Below are 22,845 nucleotides of genomic sequence, written 5' to 3'. Positions count from 1 at the left end.
ATATCAAGGCGATATGCTGGGCCTTTTTCCAGGTTAAGGGAGGAACGAGATGGAATTTTTACAAGAACAATTAAAGGCCCAAAAAGCCGGGCAGGCTTATGCCGTTCTGACGGTTGTCGAAACAGCCGGAACATCCCCGTGCAAGGTGGGAAAAAAGATGTTGCTGTTGGACGATGGCACCTTTTATGGCACGGTGGGGGGCGGCGAGTTTGAACGGGAAGCCCTGGAAGAAGCCAAACAGGCCATGAAAAACAAGCAAAGCTATTTAAAAGCTTATGAACATATCCCAACTTATGAGGCTGAAGGTTTAGGCTGCAGTTTTAAGGTGACGCTTTTTGTAGATGTTGTTTTTCCGCGGCTGCAATTAGTGATCTGCAACGGTGGCCATGTGGGTACGGCGGTTTTGCGTTTGGCAAAGCATCTCAATTTTGACACCATTCTGCTGGACACCAGAGATCCGGAAGTTATCAAAGAGCAGATTGAGATGGCTGAAAGGTTCATTCCCTGTGATGTTTTTGAACATGGCATTCTTGAAGGTGACATTCCTGACGGGGCTTATTACCTCTGCTGTGCATCGACCCATACTCAAGATAAGTCGGCACTGAAGGGAGCCTTGCAGAAAAAATTTGCCTATATTGGGATGTTGGGCAGTGTCAAAAAAACGGTTGAAATGTACCGACAGCTGGAAGAAGAAGGGATCAGCAAAAGTCTTCTGGAACAGGTGCACACCCCGGTTGGGCTGGATATCTGCGACATGTCACCAGAAGAGGTGGGATTTTCGATCCTGGCAGAAATATTAATGATCAAAAATGGCGGTTCCGGTAAATCCCGGAAGGAAGTCAAAATGACGAGCCGATAAAATAATAGACAATAACAGCGGATTCAATCCAAGTTTAAAATCAAGGTCAAAGGATTAGCAAATGAAGATAGATCGACTCATCGGAATATTATCCATCCTTCTGCAGCAAAAAAAAGTGACGGCGCCTTATCTGGCAGACATGTTCGAAGTCTCTCGCCGAACCATTAACCGGGATATTGAAGACATCTGCAAGGCCGGAATTCCGCTGACGACAACTCAGGGTGCAAATGGTGGCATCGCCATTATGGAAGGCTACAAGATCGATAAAACACTGTTGTCTTCGGCGGAACTGCAGTCGATTCTGGCCGGACTGAAAAGTCTGGATAGTATCGCCGGGACCAATCAGTATCGGCAATTAATCGATAAACTGGCCGTGAATGGGGGACCAACCCAACCCGATAACCATATTGTCATTGATCTGTCCTCGCACTATAAAAATTCATTGGCGCCCAAATTCGAAACCATTAAACAGGCCATTGACCAGCGGCGGCTGATCACTTTTTATTACTACGCACCTAAAGGTGAAAGCAGTCGCCAGATTGAACCGTATTTAATGGTCTATCAATGGTCATCCTGGTATGTCTGGGGCTATTGTCGGGAGCGGTCTGATTATCGTCACTTTAAACTTAACCGCCTCTGGGATTTGCAGGTGTGGGATGAGACCTACGAGCCCCGGGAGCTGCCGGAATACAATAGCCAAGAGCAATTGGCAATGCCCAGCCAGATTCAGCTGGTGGCAGAATTTGACCCGATGATGAAATGGCGGCTGATTGATGAATATGGCATTGACTGTTTTACCATCACCCAAGCGGGAAAACTTCGTTTTGAGTTTTATTTTTCCAGCCGGGAAAATCTTTTCAGTTGGTTGTTGAGCTTTGGTGATGGGGTGGAATTAATTGAACCCGAAGCACTGAGAAAAGAGTTATTAATGATGGCAAAAAGTATCAGTGAAAAATACCAATGATCAATTCAAACATGACAGACAGGTGTCGTGATTACTGCGGTACAATAAGTCAAAAACGAGGAGGAAAAGAAATGAAATTTGAGGCAGCCATGCTGGTGGTGGATGATATCAATCGGTCCCGGGCTTTTTATTGCGATGTTTTTGGTTTAGACGTGGTGATGGATTTTGGTGAGAACATTACCTTTGATGCGGGGTTTTCACTTCAGGATAAGGCTCTTTGGGCAAAATTCATCGACGCCGAAGAAACGGCAATTGTTTATCGGGGCAACGATATGGAGATGTATTTTGAAGAAGAGCAGCTTGATGATTTTATAAAAAAATTAAAAACCTTTGAAGATATTAGATACTTACACGGGGTGAAAGAATACCCTTGGGGCCAGCGGGTCATTCGCTTTTATGATCCGGATTATCATATCATCGAAGTGGGCGAAAGTATGGCTGTAGTTTGCCAGCGCTTTCATGCCCAGGGCATGACTGTCGATGAAATAGTCGAACGAACCATGTTTCCGGCAGAACTAGTTAAGAGTTTTCTATAAATAAAGCTGAATTTTATCTAACGTCAAAGAATCCCTTCAAAAAAATGAGGGGATTCTTTGACGTTAGTCTTAAAAATGATATAATCAAAAATAAGATGAAATTAAAGAAAAGAAGGAAATAAAATGCAATCAGACATAACGATTCGGATCGCCCGAGAATCAGACACGGAAGAATTACTGGCTATTTACGCCCCCTATGTTAGCGAAACCGCCATTACCTTTGAATATACGGTGCCGACCATTGAAGAATTCAGTGAACGAATGAGAAAAACATTGACGAAATACCCTTATCTGGTGGCCGTACAGGATCAGAAAATCCTCGGCTATGCCTATGCTTCAGAATTTAAAAACCGGGCCGCTTATGACTGGGCGGTCGAAACCACCATCTATGTCAAACAGGACAGCCGCAAAAGCGGGGTCGGTAAAAAACTCTACCAGGCCCTGGAGGAAGTTTTAAAACAACAGCACATCTGTAATCTTTACGCCTGTATTGCCTATCCCAACCCCGGTAGTATCGGTTTTCATGAACACCTGGGCTATCAGACCATTGGCCATTTTTCAAAATGCGGTTATAAATTTGAAACCTGGTATGATATGATCTGGATGGAAAAAATGATTTCAGAACATGATCTCTATCCCGAACCGTTTAAACCGATTACCGAACTGCGAGAGTGGGAGGCACTGCTGGAAAATTGTTAGTGTTTATTGGTTTGGACCAGCGCAACGCGCAAATAAAAATCGCCGGACATTTAATGTTCGGCGATTTTTATTAACGGGTATTTTTGTCAGGTTGTTGTAATGCTTATTTTGCCGCGGGCCCGATTTGTCCGGCTCGATAAGCCTTGCTGTATTTTCGGCAGTGCCGGTCCTGGCCCATCAGGGCATAGGTGGCAAAAATGGTGCCCATCATTTCCCGGTTCAGCGGATCCAGCACCGCCGAATCCATACCGGCCTGAATGGCGAAAGCCATGCCGGTTTTATTCAGCAGTGACCGGACTGGCAAGCCAAAGGAGATATTGCTGATCGCGCCGGTTACATGGATGGTTGGATACATTTCCTTGATCGCTCTGATTTCCTGAGTGAAATTAAGCAGGGAATTGTTTTCCGTTGATAATGCCATCACACAGGGGTCGATATGAATACGATCCGGGGTGATCCCATAGTGAGCGGCTTTTTCGACCATTGTTCGGGTGATCGCAACCTTGGTTTCAACATCATTGGGGATCCCATTGTTATCGCAGGTAAGTCCGACAACCTCCCAGGTATTGCCTTCCATCAGTGGTAATAAAATCTCGCATTTATCGCCTTCTTCGGATATTGAATTCAGCATTCCCGGTTTATTGGCATACTTAAAGACGGCTTCAATGACCCGCGGATTGGGACTGTCAATACAAAGTGGCGTATCGGTGGCATCCTGAACCACTTTCATCAGCCATTTCAGGGTTTCAATTTCAAATTCCGGAGCGGTACTGGCACAGACATCAATGAAATGGGCGCCGGCAACGGTCTGCTTTACAGCCCGGTCAGCGATAAAAGCAGCATCTCTTTTTTCGATCGCTTCTTTGACAGCAGGGATCGAACCATTAATTTTTTCTCCAATAATAATCATGATAACCTCCTATACCCAACTCTGGCAAATCTTCACGCCTTCAGCCGCATTGGTGGTGAAAGCATCAGCACCGACAAATTCACAGGTCTCTTTGGTGGTTGGGTTACCGCCAATAATTATTTTGGTGTCAACTCCGGCTGTTTTCAAACTTTCTACCGTTTCTTTCATGGAGTCAATCGCCAGGGTCAAGACGCCGCTCATCCCAATAATCTGGGGTTTTAGTTCGGTTGCTTTGGCAACAAACTCTTCAACAGCCACGTCAATGCCGATATCTACGACTTCAAAACCGGCCGCTTCAGACATGCTTTTAAAAATATTTTTGCCGATATCATGTAAATCCCCGTGGACGGTTCCCAATAAAATGGTGCCCTTGATTTCAGTGGCGCCACTGCCCAGAACGGGCTTTAAAACATCAATGGCTTCGGTTAGTAGTTCTCCGGCAAAAATCAGATCGCCAACAAAATAATCGCCGCTCTCGAAAAGATCGCCGACAATTGCCATACCACCTTGACAGGCCGCAACTGCTTCTAAAGCCTCGGTTTTAGAGGGATTCGTCGCGGCAAAGTCTTTTAACATCTCCAGTACCAGTTCTTCTTCTAAATCACCCAACGCCTGAGTTAATACTTTTAAATCTAACATATTTATTTACCTCTTCTATTAATAATAATTTGTTTTACGTAACAATACACAAATGTTTTTTTAAAGCTATCGTAATTTTACGATCGGTTAAGTTAACCCGTTACTCTTTCATTGCTGCTTCTGACAACATTTTTAAACAGCTGATGACAATGATGCTGTAGATCAGACAGGTTGGTAATGCCAGGATCACCGAAAGGGCCTGAACCTGAACTAATGAGCCATTGAACATCATTAATACCATCGGTATTGCTGCCAATGTCACGGCCCAGAATATTGTCAGTTTTTTTCTGGGCCGTCCATCTAAGGGAACGTATTTTGATGAAACCATGGCCATGGTGTAGGCAGCAGAGTCAAAACTGGTGGCCATGGAGAGAATTGATGTAATCAACAGCACGAATACGAAGACGCTGCCAAATGGCATTTTAGTAAACAGATCAACGACTGTTGTCGGTCCGCCATTTTCAGTCACACCCTTGACAATATCGACAAGGCCGCGTAAGTGCAGATCCAGGCTGTAATTGCCAAGCACCGAAAACATTGAAAACGAGCCTAAAAAGCCATAAAACAAGCCGCCGAAAATGACCTGCCGGATGGTCCGGCCCCGGGAAATTTTGGCAATGAACAGTCCCATGAAAATCGAATAGGACAGCCACCAGGCCCAATAAAAGACCAGCCAGGATTGGGAATCGCCACTGTTGCTGATGGGGTCCAGATAGGTGCTCATTTTAAAATAATTATCCAGCAGCAGCCCCAGCGACGTTGTTTGCATATTGACAATGAAACTCTGATTGCCAACCAGGAATACATAAATAATCATCAGTAACATCAGGATAATATTGATGTTGCTTAAGATCCGAATCCCTTTTTTTACGCCATTATAGGCGGATACGGTAAAAATAGCAGTGACCACGACAATGACCGAAAAACGCAACATCGGGGTATCTTCCCAGCCAAAAAGTTGATTCAGGCTGGCTGAAACCAGCGGCGATCCAATCCCCAGAGCGGTGCCAATCCCACCTAAAATACCAAAGAGGAAAAGAATGTTGATCATTTTTCCACCGACCCCATCGGCATATTTTCCCAATAGGGGTTTACAGGCAATGGCGACATCAAAGCGTTCATTTTTTAAATTATAACGCAGGAAAGCAAACGCCACGGCGGGAATCAGATAAACACCCCAGGCTGAGATGCCCCAATAAAAGATCGGTAAGGTGGCCGCATACTCGGCCGCTTCAGGACTCAATGGATTGATTCCAAAAGGTGGTTTGATATAATGAAACACCCATTCAATGCTGCCCCAATAGATAAAACCGGCGGCCATGGATGAGCAGAACATCATCGCCGCCCAGGAAAATTCACTGTATTCTTTTTTTTCCTGGCCCAATCGAATCGGGCCAAATCGGCCGGCACCAATGTAGATACACAAAAATAATGAGATCAGCACAATCCAGACATAGACAAAGCCGAAATTAGTCAGGATATAATTGTTCAGCGAGTCAATCACACGCTTGGATTGATCCGGAGCGATAAAGAAATAGGCAATTACAATGAATACAAAGGCCAGCACGGTAATAATCATACTGTAATTTGTATTTGATTTAGATGATTTCATATCCATTCATTTCCTTCTATCAGGATTTTTCAATAAGTTAACCGTTATCATATCGAATAATTTTTTCAGTATATCATATGAATACAACTTCTTCGACACCTTTAGCTCCCGTTTATGATTACCCTGAGATCAGCCGGTAGCGTTTCATTGAATTAGCGCCTGATTGTCTTTATTGCTCCAGCTTTGTTGCCGAATATTTTGATTGATTATGAGGATCGTTGTTAAATTATTTGTGGTTCTTCTATTGCGGCGGTTTCCACGTCAGTGCTGTCTGGTGAATTTACCCAGCCATTGGTGCGGATATCTTTTAAAAATGACAAGGTCATCAACGCAATAATCAACAGTGCCGGGATACCGCAAATAACCGTAATGGTTTGGAAAGGTCGGATCCCGCCAATCATCAGTAAGGCAATACTGATCACACCAATACAGATTGACCAGAAAATACGAATCCAGATCGGTGGTTCCTGACCGGCTTTTAATACCTTGGTGGTTGCCATGGCCATACTGTAAGCATTGGCATTTAATAAGGTCTGCATGCAAATGTTGGCAAAAACGAATAAAACTGGCATCATTACAACGGCAAAGGGTAAAAATTTCCAGACTGCCGCAATGGCAGCGCCCTGTCCGCCAGTAGCCATAACAGCACCCAGATCCAAGCCCTCATTCAAGAAGGTATGAATTGAAAAGCCCTGGAAGACGGCGAAAAACATGTAGGTACCAATGACGGTTGAACCGATCAAACCGAAAATCAGTTCGCGCACGGTCCGGCCCCGGGAAATTCGTCCATAGAAAGCGCCATTTTGAATCGACATGGTTATATACCAGGCAAAATAGAAAACGGTCCAGCCCTGCGGCATTAAGGATTTTGCATAAGGGTCGGTATTGGAGATCAGGTGTAGGGTATTATTCATTACCATGCCCAGTCCGTCAGTAAATGAATTGAGCATAAAGAAAGTCGGGCCAAAAAGTAAAACAAAAACGAGAATCCCGAAGCCCATATAAACCCGGATATTACTGAGCAGGCCCAGACCTTTTTTAAGTCCGGCAAAGAGCAACACTGCCATGATTAAACTCCATAATAGGATTAATACCACGGATATGATAAAGGGCGGCTGGCTGCCGGTCATATTGGCAATAATCGCCACCAGCGTCGGAATATTGACACCCACACAGGTAACAACGGAAGAGAGCATGGAAATTACAAAAATGATGTCAATTATTTTTCCGAAACCACCGTTGGATCGTTTGCTGCCAATCAGTGTGGTACAGGCGGTACTGGGCAGCGAATCCGCTGATTTTTTACAATAGAACTGGTAGGCAAAAACGACGGCAATCAGGGCATAACCCATGTAAAATACTGGGCCCCAGTGGAATAACGGCAGCATTGCCGCCTGGGCAAGGGCCTGCGGAGTAGCGGTTTCCACACCCCACATCGGGGTCTGATAGGAATAGAACCATTCAACCGTGGTCCAGGTGAGGACCCCCAGACCGGCCGCACCGGTAAACATCATTCCCAGCCAGGAAGCGGTGGAATATTCCGGTTTTTCATTACCAAACCGTTTTTTTCCCAGCGGACCAAAGGCCAGAAACAGAACGACTGCTGATAAGGCCATAAAGTACCAGCTGAACATCCAGGCAAAACTGTCAGTGGTAAAGGCAAAGGCAGCTTGTAGAATCTTTCCAAAGGCTTCGGGATTGGTCATAACCACGGCGCTCAAAACGACGGTGAAAATCAGTGGCGGAAAAAAAGTCCAGCCATTAACCGTTGAAAAAATCGAAGCCTTAGCGGGCTTCTGCATTTCTTTTTTCATTTCTTCTTTGATATATTAGAATTTAATATATCTTCTCCTTTCAAAGTACTATTTGAATATTTAAATAAGCAATAAACATGCCAAAGTATAGAATGGCGAATTTCAAGGCTTTTACGAATGCGACGGTTATGGTTTCAGATGATTCCTGAGTGAAAATCACTCAAACGAACGAATTTCATTCACTGAGCAATTAAAAAAACATGTCGATTTGGAGGGTTTATCATAAAAATCCCAAAAATATTGGATTCTGACATGTTGGCACGAATTATGCGTAGGATACTGATTAGAAATACTCAGGAGGTATACTATTATGTATAAGAAACACTACACGAGAAACTTTGTTACAAAAGAGTCAGTCGAATTAATTCACGAAAAATCCTTACATTTATTAAAGACTAAAGGGATTCGTTTCTGTTCAGCTGAATTGCTGGAGCTATTTAAAGCGCGAGGATTAAAAGTTGACGGCGAGATCGTCTATATCACCGAGGAGCTGGTCAATGAAGCGCTGGCGTCCTGTCCCCGTAATTTTGTGCATGTTTCCCGGGGTAAAAAAATTCCGATTGGCACCGTCCAGCAGAAAACTGTCGGACAATCATCGTTGGGTCCCATCAATGTCCTGCAGGAAGGCATCCACCGACCGGCCACGGCTGATGACTTTGTCAATTTCATAAAACTCTTTCATACCAGCGATGTGATTGACATCATTGATTGTGAGCTGCTTTACCCCCACGATGTTCCGGTGCCTTACCGGACCGATTTTATGACCCTGGCGCCGATGATGTATAGCGACAAACCTTTGGCCGGTTTAAACGGCAGTGCGGAAGTTTGCCGCCGGACGATAAAACTGGCCCAAGAATTTAATGATATTCATGACCAGGTGTTGATGTCAACCCTAGTTACCAGTGCCCCACCTTTTGCCTGGGATCGTCATATGTGCGAAACCCTGATCGAATATGCCAGAAATGGGCAAGTTTGCTGTATCGCCGGAGTGGGTCTGGCGGGACTGACCGGACCGCCGGCTTTAGCGGGCAATATCATTCAGAACAATACCGAGCGGCTGGCCGGCATTGTGGCTACGCAGCTGGTCAATCCGGGAGCCCCAGTCATTTACCAGTTCAGCGCCCTGCAAACCGATCTGCGCTATAGTCTCTGTGTCTGCGGCGGGGCCGAAACCAGCGTTGAATGGTTTGTTGAAAGTGAACTGGCCAATTTCTATGGCTTACCCAAACGATCCCACGGCTGCCTCTCCGATGCTAAGGATGATGATTACCAGTCGGGACGGGAATCAACCATGGTTGGTCTCTCGGCTTTAATGTGTGAACCGGAAGTATCCTATATGCTGGCAGGCATCATGGATTCCTTTAATACCCTGGGCTATGAAAAATTCATGCTTGATGAGGATACCTATAGAATATCCGGACGCTTTTTAAAAAGTGTTGATTTCAGTGACGAATTCCTGTGTATGGACAAAATGGAAAAGATCGAACATTCCGCCAATTATATTGCCAGAACCACAAAAACCTACAAACATGATTTCATTTTCCCGGAATTTGCCAACCGCAAAGCTTATTCCAATTGGGAAAAAGAGGAGCATTCCATCAGTATCCGGGACCGAGCCACCCAGGCCTGGAAAAAGAGAATCGCTGACTATGTTCCATTAGAACTGGATAAGGCGCAAATAAAAATGATCGAAGAACTGCTACCCCCAGAATTAAGACTTAAATAAAGGTTGTCGCTAAACTACCGTACCGACCAATTGTTAATCTGTTGTTCGCCGCGGAATCGGACAGGCTTTGCCGTGTCCGCTCCGATGCGTACAACATGATGTAACAATTGTCGGTACTGGGGTATCTTTTTTGATAGTCTGTAATCCACAGGTTTTGGCCTGTGGATTTTTTTGTTTTGCCAGTGGTGCGATTTGTAAAAATAAAAAAAAATGTTATAATGACTCCATCAGTCATTTGAGCGGCAACAGCAGCATTGAGACACGACACTATCAAAGATCTTTTTAAGTTGATGCTTTTGTTGGGCCGGGAATGATATCGTTAACAAATATAAAAAAAGAGAAGAGAAACTTATGATCGATCTATCCATAACTGTCAACACCCCTGCGTATGATGACTATTTAAAGTCAATCCCCCATGAAACGCTGTTAAAGATTCTCGAAAATTCATTTACCGAAATCTATGTCCTCGACAAAGATGGCAAGGTGGTCTATGCCAATCCCGCGGTTACCCGGCTTTATGGCATCAAACCGGAAGACATTGTCCAAAAAGACAGCAAAAAAATAAAAGAAGGGCTCTGGGATCCCTATAGTTTTGATCTGACCAAGGTCTCCCACCAGGCCATCGTCACGGAAAATATATATTACAAAACCAATCGCACCATTATCTGTATCAATGTGCCGGTTTACGATGATAATAATGAGTTTGAATTTATGGTTTCAACCTCACTGGATAATATCCGGTCAGTCGATTTAAGTTATCGTGACGTCCGCAATCCCATTGAAACCATCGATCTGGAGTTTTCAGATCAAATTATCGGAAAGAGTAAATTATTCAAACAATGCCTCAGCGATCTGGAAAAAATTGCCAAATCCGACTGTAATCTGCTGATTTTAGGGGAAAGCGGAACCGGCAAAAGCTATATCGCCCAAACTGTTCATAATGAGAGCCGCCGGAGTCATAAACCGTTTATTGCCATTAATTGTGCCGCGATTCCTGATGGCTTGTTTGAGAGTGAACTTTTTGGTTATATGCCTGGAGCCTTCACCGGTGCCAATGTAAAAGGTAAAACCGGTTTACTGAAAGATGCCGATGGCGGTACCATTTTCCTGGATGAAATCGGGGACTTATCGCCTAAAATGCAGGTGAAAATTCTGGATGTGCTGGAAAACCAGCGCTTTATTCCAGTGGGCAGTAACAAACCGGAACATGTCAATATCCGGATCATTGCCGCCACCAATCAAAAATTGATTCAGGCCATCAAAGAAAAGAAATTCCGGAGTGATCTTTACTGGCGGCTCAATACGGCGAAAATTATTCTGCCGCCGTTGCGTCAGCGAAAAGATGATATTCTGCTGCTGGTAACCCATTTTTTAAATGATTTTAATAGACGCTATAATACCAAAAAAATATTCGGCAAAGCAATTCTTTCTTATTTTATCAGTTACGACTGGCCGGGAAATGTGCGGCAATTAAAAAATGCAGTTGAACGCATGTGCATATTGTCAGACAAGATCATTGTTAATGAAAGTCTTTTTCTACAGTACCTGGATCAGGAGGAAGACATCGAAGAGTTCGATGAGGAATGTTTTAATGTTGAAGAATTTAAAAAGCGCACGGTCATTAAGCTTTATGCGAAATACAAGTCGAGCCGGATTATTGCTAAAAAAATGGGGCTCAGTCAATCTACGGCTAATCTTTTAATAAATAAATATATCAATGAGATGTGATCTTCTGGAGCATAAATTCTGTTTGGATTTTTTTGGAATAGATTCACAGAGGATGAATAAAAGCGCGTTCAATTGGTATAAAGAAAGTGCAGCTGTTTTAACAAAAAAGCAATAGACAAAACAGTTAAAAAAGAATACACTGTATAAAAATCACGAAAAATGTTGATAAGATATAGATAAACTGAATATAAATTGAACTTGGAGGCACATAGTGAAAACGATCAACTTGAAACTGATGCTTATTCATCGCGGAACCCGGACGCATTCAATCACCCAAATTGAGCCAATTGGCCATATGTCGCTGGCGGAAATGATGGCCAGTAAAGGGATCGATGTGGCTGTTTTTTCAGGCGAGCTGTTAAGAGGGCTGGAATTTCTCGAAGCGACTGGATCGGACGAAAACACGGTGGTGGGTTTATATTGTGATTATGAGAATCAGTCAGCAGTTGAGAGTTTTTCCAAAGAAATAAAAAAGCGCTATGGCGCCACCGTTTTTGTGGGCGGACCCCAGACCGTGGGGTTGGGTGAAGAATTTTTGCGCGCCAGCCAGGCCGATGCGATCATGCGAGGTGAAGGGGAATATTCTCTGTACGAAGCCATCCAGGCCATTCAAGATGAAGCAATCGAGCGATGGGAAAGCATTTTCGGGATGTGTTCATACCGCAAAGATGGCAGCTATTATGATAATGGCATTTATCCAGCCATTGAGAATCTGGATGACTTACCGATAATCACGGGTACAATTAAATCCGCCCAGCATCAGGGCATAAATCATATGGCAGTCATGTCAGGACGAGGGTGTCCTTTCCACTGCTCTTTTTGTTATGAGGGTGGAAACAGCAAGAATGTCCGGCGCCGCAGTGTTGAAAGCGTGATGAAAGAAATCCGCTGTCGGCTAAAACAAAACCCCAATGTGAAGTATATCTTTTTCGGAGATGATACCTTTACCCTGGATAAGGAACGGGTGCGAACCTTTTGTGAACAACTTAAAGAGCTGCGAAAAGAACACGATTTTGTCTGGTTTGCCGATGCCCATGTCAATATTGTCATCAAATATCCGGAAATTGTAAAAATGATGGTGGACGCCGGGCTGGTCCGGATGCAGATCGGGATTGAAAGCTGTAATCAGCACATTATTGATATCTATAACAAGAAGATCAAACGGGAAGGTCTCTTCGAAGTCATTGAGATCTGTCAGGCCGCTGGTCTGCCCCAGCTGGTCGGCAACATCATTATTGGCGGAGCCCTGGAAACCCGGGAAAGCCTGGACTATACCTTTGATACCGTCAATCAAATGATCAAGGCTGGTCGGGGCATGGTGGAAGTGGTCAGCACTTTCTACATGCCGTTCCCGGAAACGGCGATGTCAAAAGATCCGGAAGCCTTCGGGATTTTTGTGAAGGATGAACAAGCACTGACCTCGGTGGGAGATTTTCCGGTGATTGAAACCGCAACCCTGAGCATCGAAGAAATCTGCGCCGCCCGGAATGAGTTTTTTGAAATGAATATCAAATTGATGCGAAAAATGCTCAGTGATGGCGAAATTCCCGATGCGGTAATTCTGGAAAGTTATAACCTCAGTGAAAAATATGGCCTCAGTGGGATGTGGCAGGGACTGGCCTATTCCCGGTACCCCTATTTTGATGCCCAGTACAAGGCCCGGATTCGGGGCGATAAGCTGACCAGAGATTATCAAGGTGAAGCGGTTTTTGCGACGTACCCCCAACGGATTGCCCTGCTTTCCCTGACCCCCGAGCTAGCGGCCGAAATTCCGGTGTTAAACGGATTTGTTTACTCACCCTTTGAATTTGAAGTATTAAAATACAGCTCCGGAAAACTGACCATGAACGAGATGGCAAAAATACTTTTCCCGGCATACCAGAATAGCTTTGAGAACTTTGAAGCGTTTAAACAGCATCTACTGGAAACCATCAAGAAACTGGAAGCCGTGGGGATGTGTGTCTTGTCAGGAGCGCTGACTGCCACAGCGGCAGATCAGGAATGGAAGCAGCAGGGCAAAGCAGAGGGAAAAGAAGTTGAGGATGTCGTGAAAAATAAGTTCATTCTTTTTAAATTATCAACCATCGGGATGGAAATTGCCGGCTTCAGTAGAAACGGCGCTTTTCTGGGCATTTATGGCCTGGCCAGTTATCTGGACGCTAACGGTTATGACGCCATTGTCTGTGAATGCCGGCCGGATCAGGCCATCGATTATCTGAAACGCTATCCTTTTAATGAAATTTGCGGGATTGGCTTTTCGGTCGATTTTGAAAATAAGCACGTGGTTAAAAAAGTCAGTGCGGCAATTACCGAAACCTATCAGATTCCGATATTGATTGGCGGACCGGAAGCGATTTCTCTGGATGAAGATTATCTGCGCCAGTCCCAAGCGGCAGCGATTGTCAGGGGCGAAGGCGAACTGGCGATGGTAGCGGTTCTTAATGCCTTAAAAGAACAGCAAAACCTGGATGGGATTGCCGGCATCTTTTATCTCAACGAAAATGGTGACTGCATCGATAGGGGCGAAGGTCCGGTGGTGGAAAATCTCGATGATCTGCCCTTTCCGGCCTATGATAAAAGCATCACCCCGATTGATTTTTCCAGCCTCTATCTGATGAGCAGCCGGGGTTGTCCCTATCACTGCGTTTTCTGCCATGAAGGTGCTTTGAAACGGCCGATGCGGCAGCGGAGTGTGGCCAACGTCATCGCTGAAATGAAACATTTTCTGCTTAAATATCCGGAGCTCAATTATTTTAAGTTTTGTGACGACACCCTGGTTACGGATCCTAAATGGCTGGATCAGTTTTGCCGGGAGGCTAAAGCCCTTCAGGCTGTCAAGCCCTTTCAGTTCTATTGTGAGGCCGATGTGGTGTCCTTAAGCCGCCGACCAGAAGTATTGCAGGCGATGGTGGATGCCGGCCTTAACCGGCTTCAAATCGGCATTGAAACCGTCGATAAGGAGATGCTTAAAATTTACCGCAAAAATATTTCTCCGGAAATGGTGGAAATCGTCGTGAAAGCGGCCTATGATGCCGGGGTTCAGCAGGTCTTTGGCGCGCTGCTGGTGGGTGGTCCCTTTGAAAATCGGGAACATATTGAAAAGAATAAGGCTTTTGGGGCCAAGCTGCTGCGGTTGGGCCCGGGAATGATGGAAATTGCCCCCAGCATTGTGATGCCTTATCCGATGACCGATATTGGCCTGCACCCCGAAAAATATGGGCTGACGATTTACGACAAGCAGGGTCTCGGCAGTATTTCCGACTATCCGATTATGGATAGTGAAACCATGGATCGCCGGGAGATCATGGGGGCCTATCAGGAATATCTCCAGAGTTTTGTGGATGAGGTAAAAATCATGTTAAACGACGGGGAATTGGGTCACGAAGATATTTTAAGATGCTACCAAACATCGATGGCCTCCAACGGGCCCAAATACTGGATTAATATTATTTCTCATCATCGCCCGACCTTGACCGCCTATTACACCATGCTGGCCCGGGAATCCGCCAGTCGGGTTATCGATGTGAATCCGGCCGAACTGCCCAACTGGCGGCCCCAGCGGATGATTGAAATGTGGCGGGATGTCGATTTTTCCCAGGGTTATCCGCTGTTATGGGGCGAGGCACTGTCACCCTTTGAATACGAAATCATGAAATACTGCACCGGCAAAAGCACCATCGCTGCCATTACTGACATCCTATACGAGCGATTCGGAAAACCATTTAACGAAAGTTCCAATGAATTAATGGAGCGGATCATTGCGACGCTGAAAGTTTTTGATAAAAAATACTGGCTTCTTGTTGTTCCGTTCTAGAAAAAGGGTAATAAAATGAAGATACTTCTTTGCAATGTGTCAAAAAAATACGAAACCAGTTCCCATGATTATGTCGGGCTCTTTTATCTGGCCGGAGCGCTAGAAGAAGCCGGCTTTGAGCCGCTGGTTTTTCATGGCAAGCCGGAACATCTGCTGGAACAGGTAAAACAGAATGAACCGGTCGCCGTGGGCTTTTCCTGTGATTTTGATAATGTTCAGTTGATTGAAGCTTTGTCTAAAAAAATCAAAGCAGATTGGAATATTCCCATTATTGTTGGTGGTCCTCAGAGTATTGGACTGAAACAGAAATTTCTGGAAGACAGTCAGGCCGATTTCATTCTAAGAGGTGAGGGCGAAGTATCGCTGCCACTGCTTTTAAAGGCCGTGTTAAAAGAAGATGGCGATTTAAGTGAGATCAACGGGCTGGCGATGATCAAAGACGGGATTTTTACCGAAACTCCACCAGAAATAATCGCAAATCTCGATGCTCTGCCGCTGCCGGCTTACCACGCATCGTTGCAAACAGATCACTCCTATGGTAAATTGATTTTTACCGGCCGGGGCTGTCCCTACCAATGTGCCTATTGCGCCCCCAGCCCGGGCAAACAGCAGGTCCGGTTGCGAAGCATTCCGCTCGTACTGGCGGAAATCAAACTCAACTTGCAAAATAATCCGGACTTGAATTACATTATTATCATGGACGATGCCTTTACCCTCAATCGGGAGCGAATTGAAGAATTTTGCCTCGGCATGAAAGAAATTAGAAAAGACCGGGATCTGGTCTGGTATTGCGAATGCCATGTGGGCAGAATCAAAAACTGGATGGATATCCTGCCGACGATGATTGCGGCCGGGCTGATCCGCTTACAAATCGGCATTGAATCCGGCGATCAGCAGGTTATTGATGCGTACAACAAACATGTGAAGATTGACGACATCATTGAATTTGTATCCTACGCCGCCGACTGCGGTCTGACCCAGATTGCCACCAATTTTATCGTCGGCGGTCCAGAGGAAACACCTGGGGCAACTGCTAACCTGATCGAAACGCTGATGGATCGGGCCCCCGGGGTCATTGATATCATCACCGGTTTTTTAAGAGCTTATCCCGGCACCGAGATATTAACTAATCCGGAAAAATTCAATCTGCAGCTACATGATCAATCCGGCCGGTTTTCCGGCGATGACTATCCCTTTGTTACACCAAAAGGAAAAAGTCAGGATCAGTTGATGAATGACCGCCAAGAACTCAATAAGGTGATCCGGCAAAGCATGCAAAAGAAAATCAAAAATCATCAACTGAAACAGCAAGCGGTGATGAAGCAATTTAAAGCCGCCCTGACCTATGGCATCCGCAGCCGCTGGTTTGAGGAAATTGCCGCCAATCCCCGAGCTTATGAATATTATTACGTGCTTTATTTAAACGAGGGACAGGCATTTGACCCATCACTGGATTTTTCCAGCGATTATCCCCAGCGCACCTTTGAATTATGGCGCACGATGACCTTTACTGAAGGGTTCCCAAAACTTGATGGCATGGCGCTTTCGCCGCTGGAGTATGAGCTGCTGCTGCGTTGTGCCGGTAAAAAAAGCCTGGCTGAGATCGAAACCGAATTGTTTACTATATTTGGTGGCCCTTATCAAAACCAGGCCGAATTCCATGGAAAATTAGTTGATATTCTGTATCAATTTAATTTTAAATATTGGCTGACACATTTTGTGATTTAGCCAAAATCGTTTGGAAAGGAGGAAGAAAATGAGTATTGATGGTGCAAAAGCATTAGCCGCAAAAGTATTAACTGATGAGGCATTGGCAAAACAACTTGATGATGCTAAAACTGAAGCAGAATTTGATGCAGTTGTTGCAAAATTAGGTTACAGCTGTACTGCAGCTGAATTTGATGCTGCTTTTAAAGAAGCACAGGCAAAACAACCAATCAGTGATGATCAATTGGATCAGGCTGCTGGCGGTTTAAGTATTGTTGGCGTAGATTACGCCTTTACAGCAACACAAACAGCTAGAGCTTAATAAGCGAAGAAGGGGATTTCCCCCTTCGAACTACTGATTGGTTGGCTACAGTCAGCAGTTCAAAGGGGGGGTGTTAGATATGGAATTATTATTGATCAAATCACACCGCTATGTCAGCGGTTATATTCCCGGCAGTAATCTGGGAATGAATATACTGACTCAACTATTAAGGCAAAAAGGTTATCAAGTTGAAATGTTTCAGGGTTATGCCAAGGAAGCCCTGGATTATGTCATCGCTGTGATGGAAACAGAAAATAAACCCAAAATCATTGGTTTCTACTGTGATTTTAACAATGTTCATTGGGTAAAAACCTTTGCCCAGGAAGTAAAAAAACGCTATCCCGAGGTGACTTTGCTGGCGGGTGGGCCACAAACTTCTGGAATGGATGCCCAATTTCTGAAACAAACCGCGATTGAGGCAGCCTGTATCGGCGAGGGCGAAGAAACGATTGTGGAGCTGATGGATTATTTCATCAAAGATAAAGGTTCGCTTGAAGCGATTCAGGGGATTGTTTATCTCGATGAAACGGAAACCCTGGTGGAAACACCGCCACGAAAGCCCCCGGAAGAACTGGACGACATTCCCTGGCCGGATATTACCCTGACCAACGATTATAAATATTATCGGCTGCTGCCAATCTTGACCGGCCGGGGCTGCCCCTTTGGCTGCACCTTCTGTTATGAAGGAGCCAACGCCAAACGGGTTCGTCGCCATTCGGTGCCGTCACTGATGACGGAGATCCGGCAGAATTTTGAACGCGATCCAGCCATTAATTATATTAACTTTCTTGATGATACCTTTACCCTGGATCATAAGCGGGTCAACCAGATTTGTCAGGAAATAACAGAAATCCGCCAAGATTATGATTTTGTCTGGTTTGCCAGCGCGCATATCTCAACGATTGACAAGCACCGGGAGATGGCCGGGAATCTGGCGAAAGCTGGCCTTAAAAAGATCTTTTTTGGGCTGGAATCCGGCAGTGATGAGGTTTTAAAAAGCTATAATAAAAAAATAACCCGGAAAATGGCTGTTGATGTTATTGACCACTGCGTTGATTCGGGGATTCACGGCATTTCTGGCAATATTATTATTGGCGGTCCCCATGAAACCCGGCAAACCATCGCGGAATCCGAGGATTTGATTATGGAACTACTTTACCGGGCTCCAGGTCAGTTCGAAACCGCTTATTTTTCATTTTTGCCCTATCCCAAAACTCCCATCACCCTTAATCCGGAAAAATTCGGGATGTCCATCTATGAGGATTTGATTGATTGCTGTAATGAGGATATTCCCCTTTCCCGCACTAAAGAACTGGATTTTACGAACCTGATTAATATTCGTTTGCAGGCTAACAAACGGCTGCAGAATGAAATGCGAAAAATTTATTTTGATGGAAAAATTCCCGAAGCGGTAATTCTGGATTCTTACCGCTTGGGTCGTCAGTATGGTGTTTTTACCCGTTGGAATGATTATGTCTATAAAAATATTCCGATTGATGATGCCTATTGGAAAATGCGGGCTTCGGATGAGTATGTCCGGAGTGATCAATTGGGAAAAAATGCTGAAGCGGCGATTGTCCACCGCACCTTTGAGCTGTGGCTGTACACCGATGTTAGCGGCGAAAAACCGCAGATATTTGATCAGGAACTGGATGAAATCGACTATACCCTGCTGAAATTATGCAATGGCAAACTTTCTCAAAAAGAAATCCTGCAACAGGGCAAACTGAAACTGGACCCCCAGGGAAAAAATGCTGATTTCTACAACCAGGCGGAACAATCCCTGAATAAAATGGAGGGGCATAAGTGGCTTTTATACCGGAAACCGTAACCAGGAAACCCGAAGTTCTATTGGTCTACACCCAACGAATGATCCGGGGCCGGACCTTTGAAATGATCGAAAATCTGGGAATATTGACCCTGGCGGCCCAACTCAATGCCAATGGTTTTGATGCAAAAACCTATACCGGCATTACCACCGACGCAGTAAAAACCATCGAAGAAATGAAAGACCGTCTGTTTGCGGTCTGTTTTTACTGTGATTTTGATAATCGGTCAGCGGTAGCAGCCATCATCACCTATTTAAAAAAGCATTATCATTTTTATATCGTATTGGGCGGCCCCCAAACCTTGCATATGACCGAAGATGATCTGGATGTTTATCAGGCTGATGGCATTTTAAAAGGCGAAGGCGAAGAAAGCCTCCTAACCTGGCTGGGTGCCAAGGTCCGGGGCGAAGATGTGCTCGTTCCGGGTGAAATCCGAAAATCCCAGAATGCCGATTATGTCTACCTGGAAGATTTCTCAAAATATGAACTGCCCCGCAACGAGGATGTGTTTAATTATCAGGAGCGACCGCTGTTGTCGGTGATTACCGCCAGAGGCTGTCCTTATCGTTGTGCCTTCTGTTTTGAGGGCGGGAATTCTAAAAATTTGCGGATGCGAACTGCGGAAGCGGTGCTGGGCGAAATAGCAGCCCGTTTAAAAAACAGTCGACGACCGCGATACCTGTTTTTCTGCGATGATACCTTCACCACCAATCCAGTTAGATTAAAAAAGATCTTAGCCGGTTTGCGAACGCTTCGAAAGAAATATAATTTTGTCTGGTTTTGTGAAGGCCATCCCGGGTTTTTGGTAAAGCATTCAGCACTGATCCGCGAAATGATTGACAGTGGCATGGTACGGATGCAGATCGGAATGGAGTCAGGGGTGGATGATGTGCTGAAAGCCTATGGCAAACAAGCCAGCCCCGCCGACATAAAAAAGGTGGTCGAGATCTGCTATGCCGAAGGATTGCCCCAGTTAACCGGGAATTATATTATCGGCGGCGCCTTTGAAACCGCCGCAACCCTCGCCGAGACCACTAAAACAGTCCTGGCGCTGCTGGATCTGGCGCCGGGGATGTTGGACATCTCAACAACCTTTATTATGCCCCTGCCCGGCACCCAGATTTATAATCATCCCGAAAAATTCGGGATTGTTCTGGAAGACCGGGAATGCCTGACCAACCTGGAGGATTTTCCGGTCAACCATACCCAAGCGCTGTCACTGCCGGAAATCTGTATGGGTCGCTCCCGTTTTATTACGGCCGTCTCCAATAAAATGAAGGAGCAGTTTGAAAAAGGTCTGATTCCCCAAGAACGGATTAAAGCCGACTTCAACCTAGCCTTTAACTACGGTATTGCGGCCGGATACCTTAAATTTATTTATGCCAAAGATGCGACCATGGTGGCGTACTATAAAAAACTGATTGCGTACAAAGGCCTGTTGAAAGAATGGTATGAGCTCAGTGAAGAAGAAAGAAATACCTGGATTATCCACAAAATCCCGGATTTTTCGATGTTGGATCTGAACACTCTCAGTCAAACCGAAGTTGAGATTCTCAGCTATTCCGGGAGATTTGCCAGCAGTGAAATGGCTGAAAAATTGAATTTGTCTGCCGGGGACCTAAAAAAGTTGTTGGTGAAAATGAGTAAACAGCATTTGATTTTATTTTCAGCATTTATTTAGTTTAAGAATTATACAAACGTAAGGAGAAGGCGATGAAAAAACACCTTATGATCTTATCGATCTTATTGATTGGCCTGGTGTTTTGCTTTGGCTGCACAGCAGAAACTGCCAAAATAAACACCCTGTCGGTGGATGTGGTTTATCCATTCTCGCAGGAGTACAGTGAGTCCTTTAAAAATGGCATCGAACTGGCCGCTAAGGAGATCAATGAGCAGGGCGGGATCCTCAATCAAACCATTGAAATCAATTACAATGATGATGGTAATAACACCAATACCGCCGTGGAAGTAGCCACCCGGATTGGCGAAAATCGAGGTTTTCCGATTGTTATCGGACATCGGAGCACCGATGATGTGCTGAAGGTGGGGAGCATCTATAACCAGAATAATAAGCTGCTGTTCGCACCGATTATCGCCAGCTCGAAACTAAATCTGGCTGAAAATGAGGGCGCCTATCTCTGCGCACCATCGGATGATGCGATGGCCAGTGAAATGGTCAATAGTATGGCCGCTCAGGGTATCCGCCGGATTGCCGTTGTTCATACCGCCGGCAATACCTATGGCAAAGATTATATGCAAAAAGTTGAAGAACACGCGGGTGAAGCCGGCATTGAAATTGTTGATGCCGTGTCTTATCTACCGAATCTGGATTATTTCCGTTATTATCTAAAAAAATGGGACAGTCTGGGCGCCCAGGCCATCGTTACCGCCTGTGTCGGCGAGGATATCACCGCGCTTTATGGGTATCTGGAAAAAACCGGTAATACCCGGCCAATTTTTGCCAGCTATGACATTGAGATTCAGCCCTATATAATTCCCCAGAGCATGAAAAACCTGACCCAGGTCACCAGTTATTTTAACAATACCGCCACGGCGGGTCCCGAAGCGGCATTCATTCAGGCTTATCAACAGGCCTATGGGAAGAATCCGGATTTACCGGCGGCTCAAGCCTACATGAATATGCACCTGGCGGCAGCCGCGGCGAACCAGGCCCAGAGTCTGGACGTAGCGGACCTTAAAAAGGTGCTGGAAGAGAACAGTATTGATACAGTCTATGGCAGTTTAAGCTTTGATAAACGGCTGATCAACGGGATTCCGGTGTTCCAGAAGATCTATGTCAATGATCAATTGGTGCCCAAGGACAATTTGACGGGGGGAGGACAGGGTAGTGAGTAAATCCATTTTTAAAAATAAAGAGGATAAAAGCACCAAAAAAAGTGAGCATGCAGCCCTGATGACGGTCATCGGTCCGGGGAATCTGCTGATATTGCTGGGGATTATCATTTTTTTAGTCGGTGTGATCATTTATTCGATTACCGTCCCCATTAACATCACCACCACCATGGATGCGGTGGTATCCTATGGCGAAGGAACCGCCCAAGTGGTGGTTGAAAATGAAGGGATCTTATCCCAGCTCAGTGTCTCCAATGGCGATTATGTCAAGCGGGGTGATCTGCTGGGTGTACTGACCACCGAGGGGACCGCAGCTCAGATCACCAGTGGGGCCGTTTTAACTGATCAGGAGAAAAGCCTGGTTAAACGACAAACGATGATTGTCGCGATGGAAAGCGGTGTGGTGGCAGACCTGAGTTTTCAGGACGGCGCATTCTTGCCTAAGAACAGCACCTTGTGTCAAATTGTCAAACGGGAGAACGAAGAAACCACAGTGGTGGTGCTGGCTTATTCCAGCTATGAACAGGCGATTAATGTTAAGCAGGGAGACCGGGCATTTGTAGCGGTGGAATCGGCCGCCACCGATGAGTATGGATATTTAAGAGGGATTGTTCGCAGTGTTCAGCTCAGTGGTTTATCTCAGGAGCAAGAGAGTCCCGTTGAAATGCAGATTATTATTGATCCCAAGGTAGATGATCAGGGGAATTATATCTGGACCAAAGAAAACAATGGTTTCAGCGGTGAAATCACCGCTGGGACCTCCGCCAGCGCGACGATTTTCACCGATCAGTTATATCTCATTAATTTGATTATCTCTTAGAAAGGCGGCATAG

At 45.3% G+C, this 22,845-nt stretch carries 17 protein-coding genes; 13 read left to right on the top strand and 4 right to left on the bottom strand.

The features are described from left to right. Window positions 1–49: 49 nt before the first annotated feature. The 4 genes from A3KS_RS0103245 (at window position 50) to A3KS_RS0103230 (ending at window position 3,058) form a co-directional block, all read left to right on the top strand. The gene (locus A3KS_RS0103245; protein WP_026393689.1) at window positions 50–859 is read left to right on the top strand and encodes an XdhC family protein; all 810 of its coding nucleotides are present in this window, start codon (window positions 50–52) and stop codon (window positions 857–859) included. A 61-nt stretch (window positions 860–920) separates the two neighbouring features. Further along, window positions 921–1,823 (top strand): helix-turn-helix transcriptional regulator, encoded by a 903-nt coding sequence (locus A3KS_RS0103240; RefSeq protein ID WP_026393688.1) that lies wholly within the window; start codon window positions 921–923, stop codon window positions 1,821–1,823. Between the two features lie 71 nt (window positions 1,824–1,894). Beyond that, window positions 1,895–2,359 (top strand): VOC family protein, encoded by a 465-nt coding sequence (locus A3KS_RS0103235; protein WP_026393687.1) that lies wholly within the window; start codon window positions 1,895–1,897, stop codon window positions 2,357–2,359. 123 nt (window positions 2,360–2,482) lie between these two features. Continuing rightward, complete coding sequence (locus A3KS_RS0103230; RefSeq protein ID WP_026393686.1) at window positions 2,483–3,058, top strand: GNAT family N-acetyltransferase; 576 nt, start codon at window positions 2,483–2,485, stop codon at window positions 3,056–3,058. A gap of 103 nt (window positions 3,059–3,161) precedes the next feature. Here the strand turns inward: A3KS_RS0103230 and A3KS_RS0103225 are convergent, their stop codons facing one another. From A3KS_RS0103225 to A3KS_RS0103210, 4 genes are all read right to left on the bottom strand, one after another. Next, window positions 3,162–3,968 carry a methyltetrahydrofolate cobalamin methyltransferase gene (locus A3KS_RS0103225; protein WP_026393685.1) on the bottom strand — a complete coding sequence of 269 codons (807 nt, stop codon included), beginning with the start codon at window positions 3,966–3,968 and terminating at the stop codon, window positions 3,162–3,164. Between the two features lie 9 nt (window positions 3,969–3,977). After that, window positions 3,978–4,607: a cobalamin B12-binding domain-containing protein gene (locus A3KS_RS0103220; protein ID WP_026393684.1), complete on the bottom strand. Its 630-nt coding sequence runs from the start codon at window positions 4,605–4,607 to the stop codon at window positions 3,978–3,980. Window positions 4,608–4,707: 100 nt separating this feature from the next. Further along, entirely contained in the window at window positions 4,708–6,225 is a 1,518-nt protein-coding gene (locus A3KS_RS19870; RefSeq protein WP_051355625.1) for a BCCT family transporter, read from the bottom strand. Window positions 6,226–6,440: 215 nt separating this feature from the next. Continuing rightward, window positions 6,441–8,033 (bottom strand): BCCT family transporter, encoded by a 1,593-nt coding sequence (locus A3KS_RS0103210; RefSeq protein ID WP_026393683.1) that lies wholly within the window; start codon window positions 8,031–8,033, stop codon window positions 6,441–6,443. A gap of 310 nt (window positions 8,034–8,343) precedes the next feature. Here A3KS_RS0103210 and A3KS_RS0103205 point away from each other — a divergent pair, with 310 nt between their 5' ends. The 9 genes from A3KS_RS0103205 to A3KS_RS0103165 all read left to right on the top strand — a co-directional run bounded on the left by A3KS_RS0103205 (window position 8,344) and on the right by A3KS_RS0103165 (window position 22,832). After that, a complete protein-coding gene (locus A3KS_RS0103205; RefSeq protein WP_026393682.1) occupies window positions 8,344–9,759 on the top strand; it encodes a trimethylamine methyltransferase family protein in 1,416 nt (471 codons plus the stop codon). A 351-nt stretch (window positions 9,760–10,110) separates the two neighbouring features. Next, the gene (locus tag A3KS_RS0103200; protein WP_051355624.1) at window positions 10,111–11,487 is read left to right on the top strand and encodes a sigma-54 interaction domain-containing protein; all 1,377 of its coding nucleotides are present in this window, start codon (window positions 10,111–10,113) and stop codon (window positions 11,485–11,487) included. Window positions 11,488–11,698: 211 nt separating this feature from the next. Beyond that, entirely contained in the window at window positions 11,699–15,301 is a 3,603-nt protein-coding gene (locus A3KS_RS0103195; RefSeq protein ID WP_026393680.1) for a B12-binding domain-containing radical SAM protein, read from the top strand. 15 nt (window positions 15,302–15,316) lie between these two features. After that, window positions 15,317–17,029, top strand: a complete 1,713-nt coding sequence (locus tag A3KS_RS0103190; protein WP_026393679.1) for a B12-binding domain-containing radical SAM protein — start codon at window positions 15,317–15,319, stop codon at window positions 17,027–17,029. Between the two features lie 28 nt (window positions 17,030–17,057). After that, window positions 17,058–17,330 (top strand): Nif11-like leader peptide family natural product precursor, encoded by a 273-nt coding sequence (locus A3KS_RS0103185; RefSeq protein ID WP_014354806.1) that lies wholly within the window; start codon window positions 17,058–17,060, stop codon window positions 17,328–17,330. 79 nt (window positions 17,331–17,409) lie between these two features. Continuing rightward, the gene (locus A3KS_RS0103180) at window positions 17,410–19,161 is read left to right on the top strand and encodes a B12-binding domain-containing radical SAM protein (protein ID WP_026393678.1); all 1,752 of its coding nucleotides are present in this window, start codon (window positions 17,410–17,412) and stop codon (window positions 19,159–19,161) included. Beyond that, window positions 19,137–20,840, top strand: a complete 1,704-nt coding sequence (locus tag A3KS_RS0103175) for a B12-binding domain-containing radical SAM protein (RefSeq protein ID WP_026393677.1) — start codon at window positions 19,137–19,139, stop codon at window positions 20,838–20,840. Before A3KS_RS0103180 ends, A3KS_RS0103175 begins: the two co-directional genes overlap by 25 nt. Window positions 20,841–20,872: 32 nt before the next feature. Next, a complete protein-coding gene (locus tag A3KS_RS0103170) occupies window positions 20,873–22,015 on the top strand; it encodes an ABC transporter substrate-binding protein (protein WP_026393676.1) in 1,143 nt (380 codons plus the stop codon). Further along, entirely contained in the window at window positions 22,008–22,832 is an 825-nt protein-coding gene (locus A3KS_RS0103165) for an HlyD family efflux transporter periplasmic adaptor subunit (RefSeq protein ID WP_026393675.1), read from the top strand. Before A3KS_RS0103170 ends, A3KS_RS0103165 begins: the two co-directional genes overlap by 8 nt. Window positions 22,833–22,845 lie beyond the last annotated feature (13 nt).

The sequence above is a fragment of the Acetobacterium malicum subsp. dehalogenans DSM 11527 genome, from assembly GCF_000472665.1.
Classification (GTDB): domain Bacteria; phylum Bacillota; class Clostridia; order Eubacteriales; family Eubacteriaceae; genus Acetobacterium; species Acetobacterium malicum.
The sequence above is the reverse complement of the archived record's forward strand: the minus strand, read 5'-3'. Positions and strand labels throughout refer to the sequence as shown.

Excerpts from the sequence above, each read along its gene's own strand:
- A3KS_RS0103245 (WP_026393689.1), top strand. The coding sequence starts at position 50 with ATGGAATTTTTACAAGAACAATTAAAGGCCCAAAAAGCCGGGCAGGCT.
- A3KS_RS0103240 (WP_026393688.1), top strand. The coding sequence starts at position 921 with ATGAAGATAGATCGACTCATCGGAATATTATCCATCCTTCTGCAGCAA.
- A3KS_RS0103235 (WP_026393687.1), top strand. The coding sequence starts at position 1,895 with ATGAAATTTGAGGCAGCCATGCTGGTGGTGGATGATATCAATCGGTCC.
- A3KS_RS0103230 (WP_026393686.1), top strand. The coding sequence starts at position 2,483 with ATGCAATCAGACATAACGATTCGGATCGCCCGAGAATCAGACACGGAA.
- A3KS_RS0103225 (WP_026393685.1), bottom strand. The coding sequence starts at position 3,968 with ATGATTATTATTGGAGAAAAAATTAATGGTTCGATCCCTGCTGTCAAA.
- A3KS_RS0103220 (WP_026393684.1), bottom strand. The coding sequence starts at position 4,607 with ATGTTAGATTTAAAAGTATTAACTCAGGCGTTGGGTGATTTAGAAGAA.
- A3KS_RS19870 (WP_051355625.1), bottom strand. The coding sequence starts at position 6,225 with ATGGATATGAAATCATCTAAATCAAATACAAATTACAGTATGATTATT.
- A3KS_RS0103210 (WP_026393683.1), bottom strand. The coding sequence starts at position 8,033 with ATGAAAAAAGAAATGCAGAAGCCCGCTAAGGCTTCGATTTTTTCAACG.
- A3KS_RS0103205 (WP_026393682.1), top strand. The coding sequence starts at position 8,344 with ATGTATAAGAAACACTACACGAGAAACTTTGTTACAAAAGAGTCAGTC.
- A3KS_RS0103200 (WP_051355624.1), top strand. The coding sequence starts at position 10,111 with ATGATCGATCTATCCATAACTGTCAACACCCCTGCGTATGATGACTAT.
- A3KS_RS0103190 (WP_026393679.1), top strand. The coding sequence starts at position 15,317 with ATGAAGATACTTCTTTGCAATGTGTCAAAAAAATACGAAACCAGTTCC.
- A3KS_RS0103185 (WP_014354806.1), top strand. The coding sequence starts at position 17,058 with ATGAGTATTGATGGTGCAAAAGCATTAGCCGCAAAAGTATTAACTGAT.
- A3KS_RS0103180 (WP_026393678.1), top strand. The coding sequence starts at position 17,410 with ATGGAATTATTATTGATCAAATCACACCGCTATGTCAGCGGTTATATT.
- A3KS_RS0103170 (WP_026393676.1), top strand. The coding sequence starts at position 20,873 with ATGAAAAAACACCTTATGATCTTATCGATCTTATTGATTGGCCTGGTG.